The 19,225-nt window shown below is 70.0% G+C and carries 18 protein-coding genes; 4 read left to right on the forward strand and 14 right to left on the reverse strand.

Annotated features, from left to right (window positions below; genetic code table 11):
* Window positions 1-42: 42 nt before the first annotated feature.
* The 5 genes from P3T29_RS19315 to P3T29_RS19335 all read right to left on the reverse strand — a co-directional run bounded on the left by P3T29_RS19315 (window position 43) and on the right by P3T29_RS19335 (window position 7,373).
* On the reverse strand, window positions 43-2,790 hold the full coding sequence (locus P3T29_RS19315; RefSeq protein WP_280717762.1) for a LuxR family transcriptional regulator: 2,748 nt from the start codon (window positions 2,788-2,790) through the stop codon (window positions 43-45).
* A gap of 95 nt (window positions 2,791-2,885) precedes the next feature.
* Window positions 2,886-3,050, reverse strand: a complete 165-nt coding sequence (locus P3T29_RS19320; protein ID WP_280717763.1) for a hypothetical protein — start codon at window positions 3,048-3,050, stop codon at window positions 2,886-2,888.
* Window positions 3,051-3,131: 81 nt separating this feature from the next.
* Window positions 3,132-3,266: a hypothetical protein gene (locus P3T29_RS19325; protein ID WP_280717764.1), complete on the reverse strand. Its 135-nt coding sequence runs from the start codon at window positions 3,264-3,266 to the stop codon at window positions 3,132-3,134.
* Between the two features lie 277 nt (window positions 3,267-3,543).
* Window positions 3,544-6,810 carry a hypothetical protein gene (locus P3T29_RS19330; protein ID WP_280717765.1) on the reverse strand — a complete coding sequence of 1,089 codons (3,267 nt, stop codon included), beginning with the start codon at window positions 6,808-6,810 and terminating at the stop codon, window positions 3,544-3,546.
* A gap of 206 nt (window positions 6,811-7,016) precedes the next feature.
* A complete protein-coding gene (locus tag P3T29_RS19335; RefSeq protein WP_280717766.1) occupies window positions 7,017-7,373 on the reverse strand; it encodes a hypothetical protein in 357 nt (118 codons plus the stop codon).
* A 384-nt stretch (window positions 7,374-7,757) separates the two neighbouring features.
* On the opposite strand from P3T29_RS19335, the gene P3T29_RS19340 reads away from it, so the two are divergent.
* Entirely contained in the window at window positions 7,758-9,305 is a 1,548-nt protein-coding gene (locus P3T29_RS19340; RefSeq protein ID WP_280717767.1) for a hypothetical protein, read from the forward strand.
* A 535-nt stretch (window positions 9,306-9,840) separates the two neighbouring features.
* Here P3T29_RS19340 and P3T29_RS19345 read toward each other — a convergent pair.
* Entirely contained in the window at window positions 9,841-10,425 is a 585-nt protein-coding gene (locus tag P3T29_RS19345; RefSeq protein ID WP_280717768.1) for a TetR family transcriptional regulator, read from the reverse strand.
* 126 nt (window positions 10,426-10,551) lie between these two features.
* On the opposite strand from P3T29_RS19345, the gene P3T29_RS19350 reads away from it, so the two are divergent.
* Window positions 10,552-10,839 (forward strand): hypothetical protein, encoded by a 288-nt coding sequence (locus P3T29_RS19350; RefSeq protein ID WP_280717769.1) that lies wholly within the window; start codon window positions 10,552-10,554, stop codon window positions 10,837-10,839.
* Between the two features lie 295 nt (window positions 10,840-11,134).
* Here P3T29_RS19350 and P3T29_RS19355 read toward each other — a convergent pair whose 3' ends face one another.
* From P3T29_RS19355 to P3T29_RS19390, 8 genes are all read right to left on the reverse strand, one after another.
* Entirely contained in the window at window positions 11,135-11,575 is a 441-nt protein-coding gene (locus P3T29_RS19355) for a hypothetical protein (protein ID WP_280717770.1), read from the reverse strand.
* Window positions 11,514-12,041 (reverse strand): hypothetical protein, encoded by a 528-nt coding sequence (locus tag P3T29_RS19360; RefSeq protein WP_280717771.1) that lies wholly within the window; start codon window positions 12,039-12,041, stop codon window positions 11,514-11,516. Before P3T29_RS19360 ends, P3T29_RS19355 begins: the two co-directional genes overlap by 62 nt.
* Before the next feature lie 5 nt (window positions 12,042-12,046).
* Entirely contained in the window at window positions 12,047-12,211 is a 165-nt protein-coding gene (locus P3T29_RS19365; RefSeq protein ID WP_280717773.1) for a hypothetical protein, read from the reverse strand.
* A gap of 302 nt (window positions 12,212-12,513) precedes the next feature.
* Window positions 12,514-13,359: a hypothetical protein gene (locus P3T29_RS19370; protein ID WP_280717774.1), complete on the reverse strand. Its 846-nt coding sequence runs from the start codon at window positions 13,357-13,359 to the stop codon at window positions 12,514-12,516.
* A gap of 866 nt (window positions 13,360-14,225) precedes the next feature.
* Window positions 14,226-15,026 (reverse strand): restriction endonuclease, encoded by an 801-nt coding sequence (locus P3T29_RS19375; RefSeq protein ID WP_280717775.1) that lies wholly within the window; start codon window positions 15,024-15,026, stop codon window positions 14,226-14,228.
* A 146-nt stretch (window positions 15,027-15,172) separates the two neighbouring features.
* Complete coding sequence (locus tag P3T29_RS19380) at window positions 15,173-15,784, reverse strand: DUF5753 domain-containing protein (RefSeq protein WP_280717776.1); 612 nt, start codon at window positions 15,782-15,784, stop codon at window positions 15,173-15,175.
* A 158-nt stretch (window positions 15,785-15,942) separates the two neighbouring features.
* The gene (locus P3T29_RS19385; RefSeq protein ID WP_280717777.1) at window positions 15,943-16,713 is read right to left on the reverse strand and encodes a restriction endonuclease; all 771 of its coding nucleotides are present in this window, start codon (window positions 16,711-16,713) and stop codon (window positions 15,943-15,945) included.
* Window positions 16,714-16,728: 15 nt separating this feature from the next.
* Window positions 16,729-17,469, reverse strand: a complete 741-nt coding sequence (locus P3T29_RS19390) for a helix-turn-helix transcriptional regulator (RefSeq protein ID WP_280717778.1) — start codon at window positions 17,467-17,469, stop codon at window positions 16,729-16,731.
* Here P3T29_RS19390 and P3T29_RS19395 point away from each other — a divergent pair.
* Window positions 17,428-18,933, forward strand: coding sequence for an MFS transporter (locus tag P3T29_RS19395; protein WP_280717779.1), 1,506 nt, complete (start codon window positions 17,428-17,430; stop codon window positions 18,931-18,933). The genes P3T29_RS19390 and P3T29_RS19395 overlap by 42 nt on opposite strands.
* Before the next feature lie 20 nt (window positions 18,934-18,953).
* Window positions 18,954-19,166 carry a hypothetical protein gene (locus P3T29_RS19400; protein WP_280717780.1) on the forward strand — a complete coding sequence of 71 codons (213 nt, stop codon included), beginning with the start codon at window positions 18,954-18,956 and terminating at the stop codon, window positions 19,164-19,166.
* Window positions 19,167-19,225 lie beyond the last annotated feature (59 nt).

Here is a 19,225-nt window from a genome sequence, read left to right on the forward strand (position 1 = left end):
GCGGAATTCCTTCAGGCCGTGGCGGAGCACCAGCAGGTCCGCTCAGGTGTCGGGCAAGGCCATGACCAGGTTGGCGAGCTGAACCCGGGAGTTGATCGACAGCTTGCGGAAGACGGAGGTCAGGTGGGTGTTGACCGTGTGCGGGGAGACGACGAGCAGGTCGGCGGCCGACCGGTTGGTACAGCCCTCGGCGATGAGGCGCGCGACCTTCTTCTCCGAGACCGTGAGGGCCTCCCAGCCCTGGACGGGGCGCTGCACGGTCGCTGCACGGTGGCTGCCGGCCCCAGCACCAGCCAGCTCGCGCCGTACGCGTTCCGCTGCGGCATGGGCGCCCGACTCGGCGAACGTGCCGTGGGCGTGGGTAAGGGCGGCCACCGCCTGGGACTTCCGGCCCGCTGCCAGGAGTGCCCGTCCGAGATCGGCGTAGGCGGCGGCCCTCACCAGCGGGCGAGGGCTCGCCTTGAGCAGTGTGACGGCGTGTTCCAGCATGGCGAGATCGTTACTGACCAGCCCGAGTGCCTGCGCCGCGATGCCCGTGGCGGTGGGCACGGCCGGGTTGCGTTCGGCGTGGGCTGCGGCCTGCGCGGCCAGGTCCTCGGCGAGTTCGCGGTCCGCGCCTCGCAGGGCTATGCCTATCGCGGAATCGATCCAGTTGCGCAACAGCCGCCAGCGCATGAAGGAACCTTCCTGCTGCACCTGCCGAATCCTGTCGACGGCAAGCCCGACGTCGCCGTCGGCCTCGGCGTGGACCGCCTCAAGGAAGCGCACGGCGGCGGTGTTGCCCGGGTTCGGTTTGACCGCCAGTCTGTCCTGCGCTGCGGCCAGGTGCTGCCGCGCCGCCTCCCGGTCGCCGCGCAGCAGGGCGATCTGCGAGCGGATAACGCGCGAGTTCACCTGCTGGACGGGTACCTGTACGTCGTCCTCCAGGCGCTCCATCGTCACGAAGTCGGCCTCGGCGTCGGCGAGCCTGCCGAGCGCCAGGTGGTGTTGGCCCTGACCCCACATCAGCATCGCCTGGCGGGGCGCGCGGGCATGGTCTGCCGCCCGCAGGAGCAGTCGTTCGCTCGACGCGAAGTCGTCCATGTGCTGGTGCGCGACGATCTCTTCGGGCAGGAAGGCGGAGTCGACGGCGCTGAGCGCGGCGAATCGCTCCAGTGCGACGGCGTTCTCGCCCGCGTTGAGCGCGATCTCGCCGAGCCCGCACAGGGCCAGGATGTGCGCCTCGCAGTCACCACTCGCGGTGGCAGCACGCAGCGCGGTCTCGCCGGCCGCGCGCGCCGCGACGAGATCATCGGCGCGGGACTGCGCCAGCGCGCGCAGGGCCGCCAGTCTCGCCCCGACTTCCGGGGTGCCGCCCCCGACAGCGAGGGCCGCTTCGGCCCGACGGCGCAACTCACCGGCGAGATCCAGGTTCCACAGCGTCCCGCCGAGGGCGGCCTGCAGCCGACTGAACGTCTCCACCGGTGGTCGGCAGTCCAACAGCCGGTCGCCGGTCGACAACGCCTCTCGATTCCGGCCGGCCCTGGTCAGACAGACGATCGCCTGCTCACCCACGAGGAACCTCAACGGCCGTCCCGACGGCACCAGTTCCAGGGCGCTCACCATCAGGTCGGCCGCGAGCCCCGGCGCGACCGGCAACACGTTGTCAGCGGCTTGCCGCAGCAACGCCACGGCTTCCTCGTCCCCGGGCAGGGCGCCCCTGAGGATGTGCGGCACCGCGTCGATCGACCGGCGGCCTGCGGAGACGAGCTGGTTGGCGGCCTCCCGGTGCAGCGCCTTCCGGGCCGACGGCGGGATGTCGGCGTAGACCGCTTGCCGCAGCAGGTCATGACGGAAGACCAGGTGATCGCCGTCATCCTCCAGGAGCCCGGCGCACACTGCCTCCTCGAGCGCCGCGATCAACGTGGTGGACGGTCGGCCACAGAGCGCGGCGGCGTCATGGAAGGCGAACCTGCGCCCCAACACCGCTCCCATCTGGAGCAGGCGCAGTGTGCTGGGCTGCAGGGAGCTGAGCCTGCCGCGCACACCCACGACGAGCCCTGGGGGAACGAGTTCACCGGAGCCTGCGGCGGTCCTCAGTCCCGCGAGCATCTCGACCGCCAGAAACGGATTCCCGCCGGCTCCGTCAAGCAGGTCCCGTACCCGCTCGTCGACGGCCGCACCCAGCATGTCGTCGGCCAGTTGGCCGATGGCCGCGCCGGACAGTGGCCCCACCGGCACGGTAACCGTCGGGAGGGTGCCCCTCGCGGCGGCGACGACCTCTTCCGCCGGACCAGCGGGCTCCGGTCGCCCGGCCAGCATCCACAGCACCGGCGAGGGCCACAAGCGCGTCGGAAGCTGCTTCAGGGCAAACCGGCTGAGCGGGTCGGCCCACTGCACATCGTCCAGGGCGATCAGCACCGGCACGCTGCCGGCTCTGGCTTCGATCGCCTCCGCTATCCGCTCCACCAGCCAGATCCGCTGATCGTGACTGCGCGCAAGATCGGCAAAGGCATCGCCGGACAGCAGCGGTTGATCACCGTGCAGGATGCATGCCGCCAACGACGAGAGCGGCACGATGCGATGCAGCTCGTCGGCCTTGCCGAGACCGACCGAGAATCCCGCTGCCCTGGCCCTGGTGACGGCCTCGGCGAGCAGCGTGCTCTTGCCGATACCCGGTTCCCCCCGGATCAGGGCCAACCCGCCGCTTCCGGTGCGGGCCACCGAAGCGATCAGTGCTTGAAGCTCCTCGAGCTCAACCTCGCGGCCACGCAGACCGCGACGGGACAGCGGTCCGCCTGACCCCGCCACTCACGCACCCTTCTGTCCGCCCTCGCCGACTGTGACCATTCTAGAGAACGGCAGCTCAGGGCGGCCCATGGGACGAGTGACTCCAGCCACACAGGTCACCGGCGGCTGCGGCGCACCCCCTGAAGGAAGTCGGCGGTGGCCTGCCACAGTTCGCGCTGCAGTTGCTCGTCACGGCCAGCCGGTGGGCAGTCGAGGGGCTTGGCGCCTCTGGCGACGAAGAAGCCGCCGGTGCTGGTGGCGAACGCGGGGTTGGTCGCCAACTGCACGATGAGGCGGGTACGTGGGAGACCTGCTGCAGGACACCCGAGAAATCATCCTTCTGGAGCGCCTGGGCACCGACCTCACCGAGGAGTCTCGACGAACTGCCCGAGCAGCGCTATGCGGACCAGGACGAGGGCGACCAGCCAGGCGTCACCATGGCCCGTGGCACCTACGCCATCGATCCCGAACCCTTCGGTGCCCGTACGTCGTCCCAAGCGCCCCCGCCCCTGACGCTCCGACGAACACCCGCGTGCCCGGCGGCCCTCGCGACACGTTCGTACTCCACCCCGAAGACACCGCTGGCCTGCGCCCCCACCCCGGCCCACGCCGGGCCGTCGGCTGCTGCGGACCCGACGGCATGAACAGCAGCAACCGCATCTGCCCGTGCGGCGCGGAGGCTGCCACGCTGATCGCCGACTGCTGGACCTACCAGGAACTCCGACTCGACCCCGCGCACGTCCGAACCGAGCCGTAAGCCCCCACAAGGTCCGCTCACGCTGGATCGGTGAACACCGCCAGCGCGGCGTCGCGGACGTCCGGCCGCGGATGGCGGCGCAGCGTGTGCAGCACCTCCCGCCAGGCGGTGGGCCAGCCGAGCTGCGCCCCGGCCGTCGTCAGTACGACGGCGAACAGGCCGGGAGCGAGTCCATCGCCGGCGGCCAGCCGGCGGGCGGCCGCCAGGGCGTGTTCGGGAGCCTCCCGTCGTCCGCTGCCGTATCGGCGCAGCGACTCGGCGGTGGACACCGCCAGCGCCGGACGCTCGGCGACCAGGACGGCCAGCTCGGCAAGTCGCTCGCCCAGGTCGGGTGCTTCCCAGTCGAGTGCCGTGACCAGTCGGCCGGTGGCCTCGGGCAGCAGCGTGGGTTCGGTCAGCAGGAGCGAGGCAATCTCGCGCTGGGTGGCCTGGAAGGCTTCCGAGGGGGCATCCGGACTCCAGAACGAGCCGGTGAGCGCGGCGATCCGCCGCCGGGCCGGCTGGTCGCGGCCGGGGAGAGCCGGCTCGCCGGCGTGCACGGTCTCGATCAGTGTGGTCAGGGCGTCCGCCAGGACGCTGCCCGGCGCGCAGCCGCCGAGTGGGTGTACGGCGTCCGACAGCGCCACCCCGGTCAGGACTCGGGCCGCTCCATCCCAGCGGTCGCGCTCGGCGAGGTCGGTCACCAGAGGGGTGAGTGCCCGCACCGCCTCCGGCGCGTACCGGCCCCAGGAGACGAGTTGTCCTCGCGCGGGTGCGGCAACGAGGAGGTCGTCGTCGATCGCCAGTCGGGCCATCAGGCCGGCGAACGCGGGGCGGTGCTCGATGGGCACCTCGTGCGCGCGGAGGTGCTGGACGAGCATCGTCCGCAGCGCCGGCGGTCCGTCGGCCGCGTCGGTGAGCACGTCCCACAACGGCAGGTCGGCAATCCGTTCGCTGATCGTCGCCAGCACGGCGGCGCGGACGTCCTGGTGCTGCCCGGGCGCGGTGTACGCCTCACGCAGCAGGGCGGCCGCTTCGGCCAGGACCAGGTGTTCGGCGGCGAGCCGGATGGCCTGCTTGCGGCTGGTCACCTTCGCCCCCGGGTCGAGCGCGATCCGCCGCAGCCCCAGGGAGAGCTCGCCGCTCGGTGCGAACCGGGCGGCTCGGCCCGCCGCGTACAGGGCGACCCGGGCCCGGTCGTCGGCGGCGTGGGAGAGCAACTCGGGCAGTGCCCCGGCGGGGCGCTCGGTCCAGGGCAGCGCGGCGAGCGCGGCCTCGGCGAGGACGATCTCGGCAGAGTTCGCGTACCGGCGCAGCAGGTCCTCACCGTGGACGGGGATCCGGGCGGCGGCGCGCAGGTCGGCGACCCGCTCGTCCAGGGCCCGTGTGGGGTCGCCGACCGTGCGGGCGAGCTGTTCGATGGCCGCGTGCTGTTGTACGGGGGTCCAACGGTCGGCGTGGGCGAGGTCGGCTGCGCTCAGGGGAGTGGTGAGCAGGGGGCCGAGCAGATCGGTGCGGACCCGGGTCAGTACGGCCCGCACCGGGGCCAGGGTGACGGCCGACGGCCTCAGCACGAGCAGCCGGGCCACGTGTTCGGGGCTGGTGGCGGGGTCGCGTAGCAGCTGTGCGATGGCCCGTTCGGCGGCACTGTCGCCGCCTGAGTGCAGGAGACGCTCCAGGAGCTCGGCGAGGGCGGGGGCACGTCGGGCACGGGCGCCGAGCGTCTCGGCCACCGCGAGCAGCAGTGCGGCGTCTCGGGACCGTGCCGAGCGTTCCAGGGCGCCCCGCAACTCATCGACCGCCGCCCTTTCCCGCCGTGGAGGAAGGTTGAGGCCGGCGCCGTTGGTCCGTTCAACGGTGCGGACGGCCCAGGCGACCAGCTCGCGGGCCGACCCGCCCGCGTGCTCACCGAGGACGGCCCCGGCGAGGCGGACGAGCGCGGCGCGAGTGCCCGCCGAACAGTCCCGGGCCGCCAGGGCATCGTCGGTGAGCCGCTCCAGCAGCCCCGCGCTGGCGTCGTCGAAAAGACTCGGCGGTACGGCCGCGACCGCGTCCAGCGCCTCACGGCGGACCTGGTCCTGCTCGTTGCGCAGTCGGGTGAGCAGTTCGAGCGCCTCGGGCAGGGCGCCTGCCTCCCAAGAGAGTTCGGCTTGGCGGACCAGCTGTGCCCAGGCCCAGCCTCGGTCCCAGGCATCGGCCGCGCGGGTTTCGGCCAGCAGCCTCGGCCGTGCCTCAGCGACCGGCAGCAGGGCGACTGGGACGACGTCATGGCTGTCCGCTGCCAGCCGGGCCCGCGCCCGCACGTGCCGCTCCTTCGCGGGCAGCACGGTGAGGACGTCGACGGAGTACCAGTAGCGGTACAGGCCGGGCAGCGCCGCCACCTCGTCGTAGAAGGCGGCCCGCCTGGCCGGGGGCATCTGTCGCAGCAGCGCCAGGTGGTCCTTGTGGTGGCGGTGCGCGAGCGCGGCAAGGCCGTCCGGCCGGGCCGCGACCAGTCGGCGGGCCAAGTCGGCCCGCAGCGGTGGGTCGTGGCGGTGCCGGTCGATTGCGAGCAGCAGACGGACGGTCCGCTCGGCGGAGACAGCGGCGAGGTCGGCAAGCCGGTCGCGCAGTGGACCGGGGAAGGTGCGCACCGGGTGGCGCTCCAGCAGTTCCAGCGCCCGGGCCGGTTCGCGGGTGGCGGCAGCTGCCAGGCCAAGGGCGTGCCGTTCCCAGAAAGCCTGCCGCAACCCGTACGGCAGATCGGCGAGTTGGCGCTCGGCCTCGTCCAGCACGGCGCCCGGGTGGCGGCGTCCGAGCGAGGTGGAGAAGGTGATCGCGTGCGCCAGCATCGGCAGTTCGGCGACGACGATCTCGGCCGAGCAGACCGGCAGCAGCCGGGCCGCCTCGGCGGCGCCCCAGCGTCTGCGGATGACGGGCACCAACCGCTCGGCCACCGCTGTACGCCCGGCCTGCAGGATGGCGCGGGCCAACTCGTCACGGACCGCCTTCGGCGCGGTGAGCATCGTGAACTCGAGGTCGTCGCCCGGGAATGGCAGCTCCCCGATCGCTCGGTGCGCGTAGCGGCGCACCACCGGGTCGGGGTCGTCGATCCGGTCGATCAGATGGCGTGCCTGCCGTCCGGCGAGGGCGGCCAACGCGGCGAGCCGACGTTCATACGGGCCACGGCCGTCCAGCTCGGCGAGCAGGGCCAGCAGATCGGAGGAGGCGAGGGCAGCGGCGGTGCGAGCCACCTCGCGCAGCCGAAGCGAATGGGGCAGTGGTTCGACAGCGGCGAGCAGCCTGTCGGTGATCAGCTGAGGCATCGGCGATGATTGTGCCCTGAGGACGCGGCACAGGCACCCGGTTTTTCGCGGTAGTGCGCTTGCCGACGGCACAACCCGGTTCGAGAAGGTCATTCTTCAAGCCGCATGAGCATGGGGAAAACGGCCGCTTGGTCCACGAGCCGTGGCCGGTGTTGCAGAAGGCTGAGGGCGCTTGCTTCGGCTGGGCCCTCGTCGCCACCCGGCCCTCAGCCTGCCTTGCCTACCCACCGAGCCGGGTCGACCTCACGGCGTTGAAGGAACGCCTTCATCGCCTGGGAGATTGGACGCTCCACGGTGAACTCGCGGCCGAGGAGCACCTCCCACTGCAACCAAGGTGCTGTCGGAGTTCCGTCGGGCTCAAGGCCGCAGGTGAGCAGTTGACGGGCTTGCGGGGAACCGGTTGTTTCGATGAGCCGGACAACGAGTTGGCGCAGGGCGTTGGCGTCACCCGCGTCGGCGGCCTGCCGGGCGATGCGGTCGGCGCGGGCGCGGTTGGCAGGAGTGTCGGCGGCGTCGTCGGGCGTGGAAAGAGGTGGGAACTCCCCCTTTCCCTCGCCGTCCACTGCGTACGGCCCCTCCCGTAGCAGTGGTCTACCGGGATCCTCACCCACCTCGGCAGGGCCCGCTCCAAGGTCCGCTGTCAGTGGCAGGCGCGATGATGCATTTCAGCGCCGCACCCCGGGCGACGAACTCCCTGAGAATGGCGGCGCTTTCGCCACGGCCCAGCCCAGTGCCTACAGCACCGGTCGAAGGCCCAGGAGCCGGGGCCGACGCCTGCGGCGGAGTGGTCGAGAAGGCAGCAGCAGGTTTGTTCGTGACTGACAGTTTTTTTCTAGTTACAAGCACTCTGTATGTGTATCGTCGCACCGTGCAATCTGTGTAGGAGTCGTGCAGCAGCTGGGGGCAGCAGCGTGGGAATCGAACTACCGTCAGAGCTGGCGTCTGTCATGGGACTCCTCGGGCTGCACTGGCCCCAGGCAAACGAGGATGAACTGGTCAAGCTCGCCGACGAGCTGAAGAGCTTAGTCCTGACGATCGACTCGACCCAGCTGGCTGCGGACAAGGCGATGAAGAAGGTGGCCGAGGTCTGCCACGGCACGGCGGCGGACCGGATGGCCGGGGTGTGGGCCGACATATCCAAGTACTCCGGCATGATCGTGGAGGCCTGCGAGACCACCAGCACCGCACTACACGCGGCGGCGGTGGTCATCGAAGTCTGCAAGGGCGAGACATTGACCCAACTGACGACGATTCAAGCCGAGTTGGACGCAGCTTCATCAAGCGGCGGGTGGGGCATCCCCGCGATCATCGCAGCAGGGAAGGCGATCGTCTCCCGCATCCTCGACGAGGCGGTGAACAAGCTCGCCGCCGCTCTGACCAAGCCGCTGGCCGATCTGGCCGACGCTGCGGTCAGGACCGTGACGGGCGGCGCACCGGCACAGTCGAACGGCCAGGGGTTCGGCGTCGACCTGGCACAGATCACCAGCTGCGCACTGGAGTTGAGGCGTCATGCCGACGACGTCGATTCCAAGGGCAGCTCGTTCCGACGGATCGTCGAGAGTCTGGACCTGGGACAGCCCGGAGACATGTTCGGCAAGCTGGCAGTCGCGGCAGGCGAGCAGATCGCCAAGATAGTCGGCATGCAGGTTCTCAATCGGGTGCTCGGCTCGTTCCGGGGGACCGCCGACCGGATGGACCTGATGGTCAAAAACCTGACGGACAACGAGGATTCAAACACCCGAGAGATGAACGGCGGCTTCGCCTGGCAGACTCCCGGCGGGCCTTCCCTGCTCCAACTCTCCAGCTTGACAGGCGGATCGGGCGCCGGTGCGACCGGCGGAGGCATCCGGGATGCCGGACTCTCCGCATTCGACGGACTGCGCCCGCATCTCGGCGGAGGAGTGGGAGGGGCAGGCGCCGGGGGCTTCCTCGGAGGCTTCGAGACCTCGCTCAACTCCCTCGGCTTCGGCCTGTCCGGCAGAGGCAGACAGCCGGGCGCGCCCACCAACCTGGCCGGCGGGCAGTCCGACGAGCTGACCGGACAGTCCCGTACGGAGCAGTCGCGCCTTGAGACGGGCACCGGGCGCACCGGCACCTCACTCGGACCGCAGCTGGGGCTACCGGTCGGCCTGGGCCGCGTATTGAGCTCACGGAGCAGCGAGCAGCAGTCATCCTCCCGGAACGGTGGAGCAAACGGGGTAAGCAACATGACGGCCACTCAGGACGGCGGCACGGGTACCCACCCAGGGATCGGGCCCACACCGGGGATGATGACGACCCCGGTCGCCATGGGCCACGGAGGCGGCGGAAGTACCCTGCGGGGGCAGGGAGTCAGCGAGCAGATCCGGATGACCTCGATGGCCCAGCAGCGCAACCAGTCCCGGCGGCGTGACGAGAACCGAAGGGGGGCTGCGGAGGGCGTTGTCGACGGTACGGAGGAGGAGCGGGAGCAGGCCGACTCCTACGAGGAGTCCGGGGGCGCCTGGCGCGAGTGACAGGCCTCGGTCGGACTACGACGACCGGGGTCGGCCCGGGACGGGGGCGATGGCAGCGCTGCCGTCCCGGTCCCGGCCCCGGGGCTGGTCCGGAGCCGGTGGTGCGGTGGTGCGGTGGTGCGGTGGTGCGGTGGTGCGGTTCGCGAGGCTACTGCGGCCCGCCGCCTGCGCACCGCGCCCCCGGACGCGCCGGAAGGGCGATGGTCACCGGGCCTGGCCGTAGTAGCGCTCGATGTGGAGCCCGACGACGATCCGCCTGTCGCGGACCATCGTGGCGCGGTAAGGGTCTCTCCGCCCTCCGCCGCTGGACCGAGGCCGAAGCCCCACTGCGCCAGGCCCTCGCGCACTTCGAAGCCGCGCAGATTCCCGGCTGGACGACCCGCAGGCCAAGAGCGCCCCGATGACGCACGCCGCCTTCGCGGCCGCACCGGGCGCGCTGCTGTCGGCGCTCTTCCTGCTGGCGATGGCGATGAAGCGGCGCGGCCCGAAGGCCGGCCGACCGCCGCCGGGCGCCGGCCCGCCTCCAACAGCGGCCCTACCTACCCAGCTTCCCGGCCAGCCGCACCAGCGCCGCCCGCCGGGCCGCCGGGCTGTCGTCCGCCAGCCCGGCCATCACCATTGCGATCACCTTCGGCGCGGTGAACCACCAGGCGGAGAGCGCGAAGACTGCGTACAGCAGGTGCTGGGCGGGCAGTTCCGCAGCGATCGTCCCGGCCCGCTGGGCCTGCGCGATGGCGGTGATCCGCTCCACGTAGTAGGCGGCCCGCTCGGTGTCCCGGGCGGTCGGCTGCGGCTCGACCAGCAGGCCCTCCCAGCGCAGCAGCCGCAGGAAGGTGGGGTTGGCGCAGTGCCAGTCGAAGAGCAGCCCAGCGAACTCGCCGAGGTCCCGGCACTGTTCGGGCACCGGTGAGGCGGCGGCCATCACCTTGGCCAGCTCGTGGTCGATGACGTGCCCGAAGAGCTGCTCCTTGTTGCCGAAGTACTGGTAGATCCGCTCCTTGTTGATACCGGCCAGCTTGGCGATCCGGTCCACCCGCGCGCCCTCGGGGCCATACTCGGCGAACTCCTGGACGGCCGCCTCGAGCAGCAGCTGCTTTGTCCTCTGGGTGTCCCATGCCATGGGGCCAGCCTACGCCGGATTCCCAACTGAATGGTTGGACAGCGGCGCAGGCTCGTGTCAGACTCCAACCAACCAGTTGGTTGGAGTCTGTCCGATCAGCGCACCTAGAGTTTCCGGGGGTCCGCCATGTCCGCTCCGACGTCAGCTCCGACCGTGCACCACCGCGTCCTGCTCACCTGGCTCGCGGTCTATCCGGCGATCACCGTCGCCTCGCTGCTCCTCGGCCCGTACACCGCCCACCTGCCGGTCTACCTGCGCACCTTCGTCCTGACCGCGCTCGTAGTGCCGGTGGTGGTGTACGGGCTGATGCCGCTGCTGTTCAAGGGCCACGCCGCGACGATCGGCCGCCGCCGCGAACGCGCGGAGCGGGCGAGTCGCGAGGCCGTGCGCTACTCCCGCAAGGCGGTCGTGTAGCGGATCGCAGTGCGCCGCACCAGGCGGCGCCAAAGCCGCGACGCACCAGGTCAGGGACGGCTTCGCGCCTGCCCTGCCAGGTGAGCGAGCGGCGCCGGCGCGGCGGCCTGCGGCCCTGCAACCCGAACTTGGCCATGATCTCGGCAGCCATGTTCACCGACACCTGCCAGCCCTCGGACCACAGGTCCAGCGTGAGCCGCGAGGACCCGTAAGTGCCGCCCGAGCGACAGAAGAAGTACGCGATCCGCTCCACCAGCTTCGCCCGTCGGACCTCCCGGTTCGTCGGCGCGGCCGGTCACCGCCACTTGTAGAACCACGCCCGGGACACGCCGAGCGCCCGGCAGGTGACGGTGTGCCGGATGCCGTACTCGGTCCTCTGGCCACTGATCACCCCGACGAGTTCCGCCGGGTCCGCCACAGCTACTTGGCCAACGTCCAAGAACGCGCCAGCCGCCTCACCGGAAGGGTCCGGCACCTGGAGAACAAGCTCTCCGGACTCCTCGGCGAACAGGCTTGGAGGGACTCCGGACCCGGTGGCCCCGACGACATCGACCAGCTCAAGCGCCGCATCACCACCCTCGAACAGCGAGCAGTCGACCTCACGGGTCAGCCGGCGGAGCGCACCGAAGAACTCCAGGCCATGCGGGCCGGCAACCGGCAGCTGATCAGCCGACTCAACACCACCCCTGACTCCCGGAGAGGACGTGGTGGGACGGTAGTCGTTGTTCCGCCACACCCTCCTCTGCGAGCTGAAGCGCCTGGACACCGCTCACGGTTGTGCCATCAGGATGCCGCCCGAAGGCGGCCTCAAGAACGGCGGTCAGATCCTTCTCGGGGACAGCGACGCACACCTCTGCGAGGACATCGGGAAGGTCGTCATCCTCGATGGCGCCCAGGTACCTCTGGCGCAACCGGTGGATGACCTCGACGAGCTCGGGCCGCAGTTGCATCCAGGCTCGGGACGTTCGGATCTCCTCCTCGACGTGGTCCATGAACCAGCGCATGACCTCGTACGGGATGTCCAGGTGTTGCCCGTGGGGGTCGAAGCACACCGTCGGCTCGCGCGCCGGGTCCTCGTCGGGGACGACTGCGGTCACGAGGGCCCGTTGCTCCCGGACGAGGTCCAGTTCCAGGTACCAGGCGTCGTCGGGCACGGAGTACATCACGGTGATCGCGTAGTCGCCGCTCGGGTGCGCGGGCATCGTCCTCAGGCCTTCCCGTCGATGTTCGGCGATGTGGTGCAGACCTCGGCGTCCGGCGCCAGCCGCAGGCCGGCCATGGCGAGGAAGTCGGCGAGTTCGACCCGGCCGCCATAGTCAAGCTCGGCGACCTGGATGTCTTCCGGGACTCGCTCGACGCCGGCATCTGGCATCGCTACAACGGTCTGATCCAGGCCATGCAACTCCCGGCCCCCGGGAAAACGCCATCAGTGGAGACAACCTTTGTCGTGGGCCTGGTGAAAGTGGCTGAGCTGCGGTCTGCTCTCCCCGCCCTGGAGGGCAAGTTTGCACAGCTGTCACCAGACCAGAAATGGTTTCAGCTGCTGCTCCACGCGCCAGACAGTTACCACGCACGTTTCCTGGCAGAGGTAGTCCGTGGCCCCATAGGACTGGCTGACCCGTCGGCAAGTGCTGCCTCCCTGGTTGAGATGTACCTCGATGCCCTGGACGACGATCAGCTTGAGGGCGTACTCCTGGCGTGGGCGGAGAACAACGCCTTTCGGACCGGCACCGGCCCACAGGCACTGAAGTCGGTGTTCATGAAGCACATGGTCGGCCGGGAGGCCCTGGGCCCATCGCCAGCTTGGTCGGCCTTCGTCCATAGGGACTTGGAGCTCGAAGGGGCAGACGGTCCCTGGCGGTACAACGAACTCGCCGAACTGATCGAGCAGGCGGCCGACCAGGCCAACTCCCGCGCCGGCCCGGAGTAGGGGTGGTCGCCGTGCGCGACGGACCACTTGGCGAGGTTGACCAGGCGCGCCTTCTGGGCGGCCGTGCCCTTCGCGGCCGGGAACATCTCCTTGGCATCCCTGCGCCGGCCCCGGGCTTCTCCTGCGACCGGCCCACCCGCGAGGTCGAACAGCAGATCCGGACGCACTCCCGTCCTGCTGTAGATGCCAACCAGGTGCTCCGGCAGCACGTCGAAGCTGCTCAGACCGCTCGTACCCGCTTGCCAGTCGAACAGGGCCTCACTCGCGGCTGTCATCACACCAAGCCCGGTGCACTCGCTGACGAACCGCCGGATGTGCCCAGAACTGGAGTCCAGCGCCGGACAGTCGGCCATCAGCGGCGTTCTGGCAGACACACCCGCAATGTAGCTGGTGAGCAACGAGATCTCGTGGTCCCTCACCCGCTGGTCCACGACCTTACGGAGGTCGCAGGCCAGCGCGTTGATGTGGACCAGTTCGGACAGCGAGACAGGCAGGGGGCCCTGCCCGATCTCCGTGGCGAGCACGGCCTCCGCCCCGTCGGGGCCCTTCTCGACCTTGAACCGCCAGACCCTGGCGCGCACCGTGTTCATGGTCGCAGCCTACGGATGGGCACCGACATCCGGCTCGGCGTGAGAGCCCGTCATCCCGGCCGGGCTGCGGGCAGCCCGCGTCGGAGCGTTCCAGCTCGGCGGTTGGTTGGCCCTGCGGCGGCGTATGGGCTCGCGTCGAGGGCACGTCAGGCCGGCACCCTGTGGTGGCTGACTGGAGGATCGCCACAAATCGGCGGCCTGGTGCTTCCGGTGCAAGTCTCGGCACCGAATCAATAGTTCGGGCGCGCGACGCGCCCCGGGGAAATCCCGCCCGCGCCCTCGCAGAATCTGCGAACAGGGCGTTGGAGGTTTCCATCCCGGCTGCTCCTGCGCTGCCTCGATCAGGAGCTCCCTGCGCGTAGGACGGGAAGGCGAGCGCCGTGGAGCGAGGGGTGTGGAGAATTCTCGACCGGAATTCGCGGAGTGCTGTCCGAAGGCGACGGCTTGGGGTCATCCTGGTCAGGTACGGAGATCTGGCTGTCCGGCCTGCCCGGTCCCCCGAGCGTCCGCTGCGGAGGTGCACGCGGCGTGCTGGTCCCCATCTGGTCCCCAGCAAGATCGTTTAAAGGCTCTCGCGGGTACCTCGTTTTACTGACGGCCCATCACAGAAAAGGCCGCTGGCCTGGGATTGCTCCCGGCCAACGGCCTTCCGACTTACGTCGGGATGACAGGATTTGAACCTGGGCCCCTTGACCCCCAGTCAAGTAAGGGGTTCTTCATCTGCCTTGAAATGCCTTCAAATACACGTCGTAAGCGTGCAAACCAGCGCATCGCGTGTACCCCGTGCAGACGCATGCAGGACGTGTGGTCATCCCGGGTGGCGGTTACCCACCGGAGGCGCCTGCTCAGCAGCGGACTTGGGCCGATCAGGTCACGGTGCGATCGATCCCGAGGACGTCGTACAGGTGATGGCCGGCACCCCAGCGGGCGAGCCGCTCGCGGTCGACCAGGTGAAGGTGCTGTTTCCCGGCGAAGGCGACGGCCGGCGCCGTGAAGCCGTTCAACCCGATCATGACCGGCACAGCGGCGCCGTGCTCGGGCCGCGCGGTGCCGTTGAACGTCTGGACGTCCCTCGAGCCGATCGGCTTCGCGTGCCGCTTGCACTGCACCACGACCCGACGACCGACCGCGTCGCGGGCGATGACGTCCGCCCCGAGATCACCGGCGCCACCCACCTGCCGTGCGTCTGTGAAACCGTCCCGTTCGAGGAGCTCTCGGCACATGTCCTCGAACTGACCAGGTGACGATCCGTCGAACGATTCGAGGGTGTACCCGAGCGGACGAAAGTCATAGGACGCAGCCGGCTCGCGCGGCGGCACCGGGCGCAGCGGCCGGTGGGCCCACTGGTCAAGCCGGTCGGTGATCGAATTGGTGAGGGAGGTACGGACGAGCGTGGCGCGGGTGGTGATACCTGTTCGGAGCAGGGACCACAGTGGGGTGAGGAATCGGCGGAGCGGCTTGTCGAGGCCGGCGCGGACGAGTGCCCAGCGCAGCCCGGCGACCAGGGCTCCTGCGCAGGCCAGCACCACGGCTGCGGGGAGCGGGTTGGCCCAGGCCCAGACGGCCCCCTGCCACAGACCTGCGACCGCGGCGAGTACAGCGGCGAGTGCGGCGAATCCCGTCCGGTCGCTCTCGCCTCCGGCGGTGCCGTCACCCTGCGACGTCATTCCTGTCTCCATTTTCCTTGGCCCCCGCGTCCGGTTTCGCGATCACGAGCGTGACCGTGGCCAGGGGCGTGGCCGGGTCTTGCTCTTTCCTCATGGGGGCAACCGCAGAGGTCCCGTCCTCCTCCGTTTCCGTTACGCCATGGCTGTCAGGTTCCGCTGAGAGCGGTCTCGATGAGGTCGCGTGCGGCCGGGCCGTAGACCGCGGACGGCCGGATGCGGTCGAAGGCCTTGCGGAAGATGGCGAGGCGGTCCGGGTCGGTGATGGTCTCGCCACCCCGGAAGCCCTCCACCTCGACCCTGCGGTCGTCGAAGATCGAGAACCCGTCTCCGGGGTAGACCAGCAGCCGGGCTCGGGCCGGCACGATCCCGAGCGTGAGGCCGGGCAGGGAGAGCGCGTCGATCAGCCTGTGCAGTTGACCGCGCATCACCTCAGGGCCGCCGATGTTTGTCAGCAGGGCCTGCTCGCCGAGGAGGACGTGGTAGGTACGGCCCTCCTGCCCGATGAACTGGGCGCGGGCGGTCCGGGCTGCGACACCGGCCTCGATGTCGTCAGGGATTCCGTGGAAGTCGACGACGAGGCGCAGCATCGCCTCGGCGTACTGGGGTGTCTGGAGGTTTCCCCAGACGATGTCGGGCTGGTAGCCGACGTAGTGTCGGGTGTTCCTGGCCAGGTCCAGGAACGACTCCTGCACGGGGCCGGTGCCTTGCTGGAGCAGGTCGTCCCAGGTGCTGTCGGCTGAGCTCGATGCGGTCACCATGCGTGCGATTGTTTCAGTGACTGGCGATCCCTGTCCGGGAGTTGATCCCTCTCCCCTGCCGGCACGGTCCGCTGCGGACTGGCCTGGGGGCGCGAGGCTCCGGCCTGCGCCCCAATCCGGCTGTCGGCGCTGGACCTGGTTCGGGCGGGCCGGGTAGTTCAGCGAACGTCGTCCGGGCGCCATCCGGGCGGGACTTTGGGCAGGCCGAGGAGGGCGTCGATTCCCAGGTGTTCCTTCAGGAGTGCTTTGAGTCCTCGGCCGTCGATCAGCTGCAGGCGGCCGGTGCGATGGGCGAAGTCGATGCTGGACTTGCCGAACCAGGCTGTGGTGACCAGGATTCCCTTCGCGGCGGCCTTGTCGTGCATCACCCCGGCGAGCGCCCGTACCGCGTCGGTGGGGACGGTTCCCTTGAGCCGCTTGGCCTGGATGATGCACAGGCCCCCGGTCAGGGGGTCGCGGTTGATCGCCACGGCGTCGACGCCGTCGTCCCGGCTCGCCTGCGTCGTCCACGCCTCCAAGCCGATGGCCTCGAAGAGCTGTCGGACCAGGTGCTCGAACGCGAACGGGTCCATCTTGACGAGGTCCGGGCGGCTGTCCAGGCCGGAGACCACGTCGACTTCCGCGATGAACTGGTATTTCGTCAGGTCGAAGACGGCGACCGGCGCGACCGCCTCCAGGTCGAAGGGGTGCTGGGAGACGATGGCGTTCAGGTGGTGCAGGCAGCCGGCAGGATCCAGTGCGGGCTCGTCGAGTACCAGTTGCGCGTAGGAGTCACGTTCGGCGACCACGCTGACCAGGCACGGGCGGATCGCGCGACCCGTCGCCCGGTCCTTCGCGTCCACATGGCCGTTGAAGAGCACCGAGTCGACCAGCCCGGGCGCGGTGACCGCGAAGCCCTCCTCGATGGCGTGCAGCGCCAGCCTGGCCACCCCGGCCGTGTCATGTCATTCGATTCCGGTTCTTATGTCGAGCCGTCGGCTGAGTTCCTGTTCGCCGAGGGCGGTCAGGCGAAGTACGCGGCTCTTCGGGGAGTGGGTGACCCAGTGGGCTTGGGTGAAGGTGGTGAGTAGTTCGGCGCCGAGGTGGCCGGCGAGGTGGGGGCGTTTTTCGCTCCAGTCGAGGCAGAACCGCAGGAGTGGTTCGTGCTGTTGGTCGGCCAGTTGTGTCTCGGACAGCCCGAGTTCGGTGAAGACGGCGGTCGCGGCGCTGCCGAGGCGGTACGGGTGGTCCGAGGTGGGGCTGATGGTGTTGGTGGCCGGGGTGAGGGCGTCTCGTTCGACGAGCGCATCGGTGATGGCGGTGCCGAGGCGGCCGGCGATGTGGTCGTAGCAGACGCGGCCCCTGCGCAGGGCGGCGGCGCGGGTGCTCGCGCGGAGCGTGTTCGGCATGGAGAGGCCCGGTGCGAGTCCGGCCAGGGATTCGAGGATCTCCGCGATCTGCGGACTGCCGAGCCGGTAGTAGCGGTGCCGACCGGACTGTTCCACGGTGATCATTCCGGCCGCGGTCAGCGCCGCGAGCTGCGTGCTGGCCGCCTGCCTGCTGACGCCGGCCTCGTCGGCGAGTGTGCCGGCCGCCAGGCTGCCCCCGCCGGCCAGCGCCGTCAGGATGCGCGCCCGGGTGCCGTCGGCAAAGATCCTGGCCACGTGGGCCACATCGGGCTCGGCGTCGCTGCGGGACTCGGTCATGAGGTGGATTCTCGCGCGCCGTTGGTTCCACCGCCATGGAACCGTTTCCGTGCGAGCGTCCACACCATGACCGAACAAACCCTCGATCGACCCGGCGCGCGAACCGCACTGCAGAGGCGGGTACTCGCTGCGACGGGCGTCAGTTACGTCATCGTTCTGTTGGACACCTCGATCGTCAACGTCGCGTTGAACGACATCTCCGGCTCGCTGGGGATCCGGATCGATGGTCTGCAGTGGGTAGTGGACGCCTACACGCTCGCCTTCGCCGGGCTGCTGCTCACGGGTGGCACGCTGGGCGACCGGTGGGGCGCCCGGCGCACGTACCTGGCAGGCCTGCTGGTATTCACCGCCGCCTCGGCCACCTGCGGCCTCGCGTCCGGCTTGCCCGTACTGATCGCCGGACGGATCGTGCAGGGCCTCGGCGCCGCGCTGCTCGTACCCGCCGCACTCACATTGATCAACCACGCCCACCCCGTGGCGGTGCAGCGGGCCAGAGCCGTGGGGATCTGGATGTCGCTGGGCGGTGCCGCCATGGCGGCCGGGCCGCTGGTCGGGGGAGGGCTGGTGGCGGTGTTCGGCTGGCGCAGCATCTTCTTCGTCAACGTGCCGATCGGGTTCGTCGGCCTCTTGCTGGCCCGGCGCGTCACCGACCCGCCGATGCCGCCCGTGCGGCGACAGGTCGATCTGATCGGCCTGACCAGTGGCATTCTTGCGTTGGCCGCGCCCATGGGTGTTCTCATCGAAGGCCGGCGCCTGGGCTGGACCTCGCCGCCCATCCTCGCGGGGATCGCGCTCGGCGTGGCGGCGATCGTGGTCTTCCTCGTCGCCGAGTCACGCTCCACGCGTCCGATGCTGCCGTTGTCGTTGTTCCGCCATCGTCTCTTCGCCGCATCGACGTACGCGTCCGTCACCTCGGCGTTCGTCTTCTACGGGCTGCTATTCGTCACCAGCCTCTACTTCCAGCAGGTACGCGGTTCCTCACCCCTGGAAGCGGGTGCCGCGCTGCTGCCGATGACGGTGATGGTCGCGCTCGGCGGCTACTACTCCGACCGCATCGCCCGGCTCCTCGGCGCCCGCTGGTCCATGTGTGCGGCGTTCTGCGCGTACGCGATCGGGGCCGGGGGCCTGCTCGCCTTCGGCCCGCGCTCACCCTACGAGATGGCACTGGCCCCCATGGTGATCATCGGTCTGGCCGGCGGATTCATCTCCCCGGCCGCCACAGCACCCGCCCTCGGCACCGTCACAAAGGACCGCTCCGGAATCGCCGCAGCCGCGCTCAACTCCGCCCGTCAGAGCGGATCCACCGCCGGCGTCGCCGTCTTCGGCACCCTGGCGGCAACCCTGCATCCGTTCGTCAACGGCCTGCGCGCGGCGCTCCTCGTGACCGGGGCCGCGTCCGTGATCGCAGCTCTCGTATGGTTGCTCACCGTACCAGGCAGGGCTGATCCCGACCTTTGTCGGTAGGGGCGGCTACCGTGCCGACCATGTCTGGTGATCAGCGGGATGGCGATATGGGTGTTGAATCCGCGCTGGTGGACTGGTGGCTGACGGATCCGGGGTTCCTGGTGACGGCTGACCCGGGGCGGGTCGTGGCGTTGCTGGATGCAATGTCGGGTCCCGGGGCGTGGTTGGGAGCGGCGGTGCACCAGGTGTCGGCTTCAGCCTCGGATATTCAGCGCCAGTGGCTCGCGCGGTGACGTGATCAAGGAAGGGTGCTCCCGGCCTGCGAGGATGTGAGTGTCGAGTTCACGTTCAG

The organism is Kitasatospora sp. MAP5-34, from assembly GCF_029894335.1.
Taxonomy (GTDB): Bacteria; Actinomycetota; Actinomycetes; order Streptomycetales; family Streptomycetaceae; genus Kitasatospora.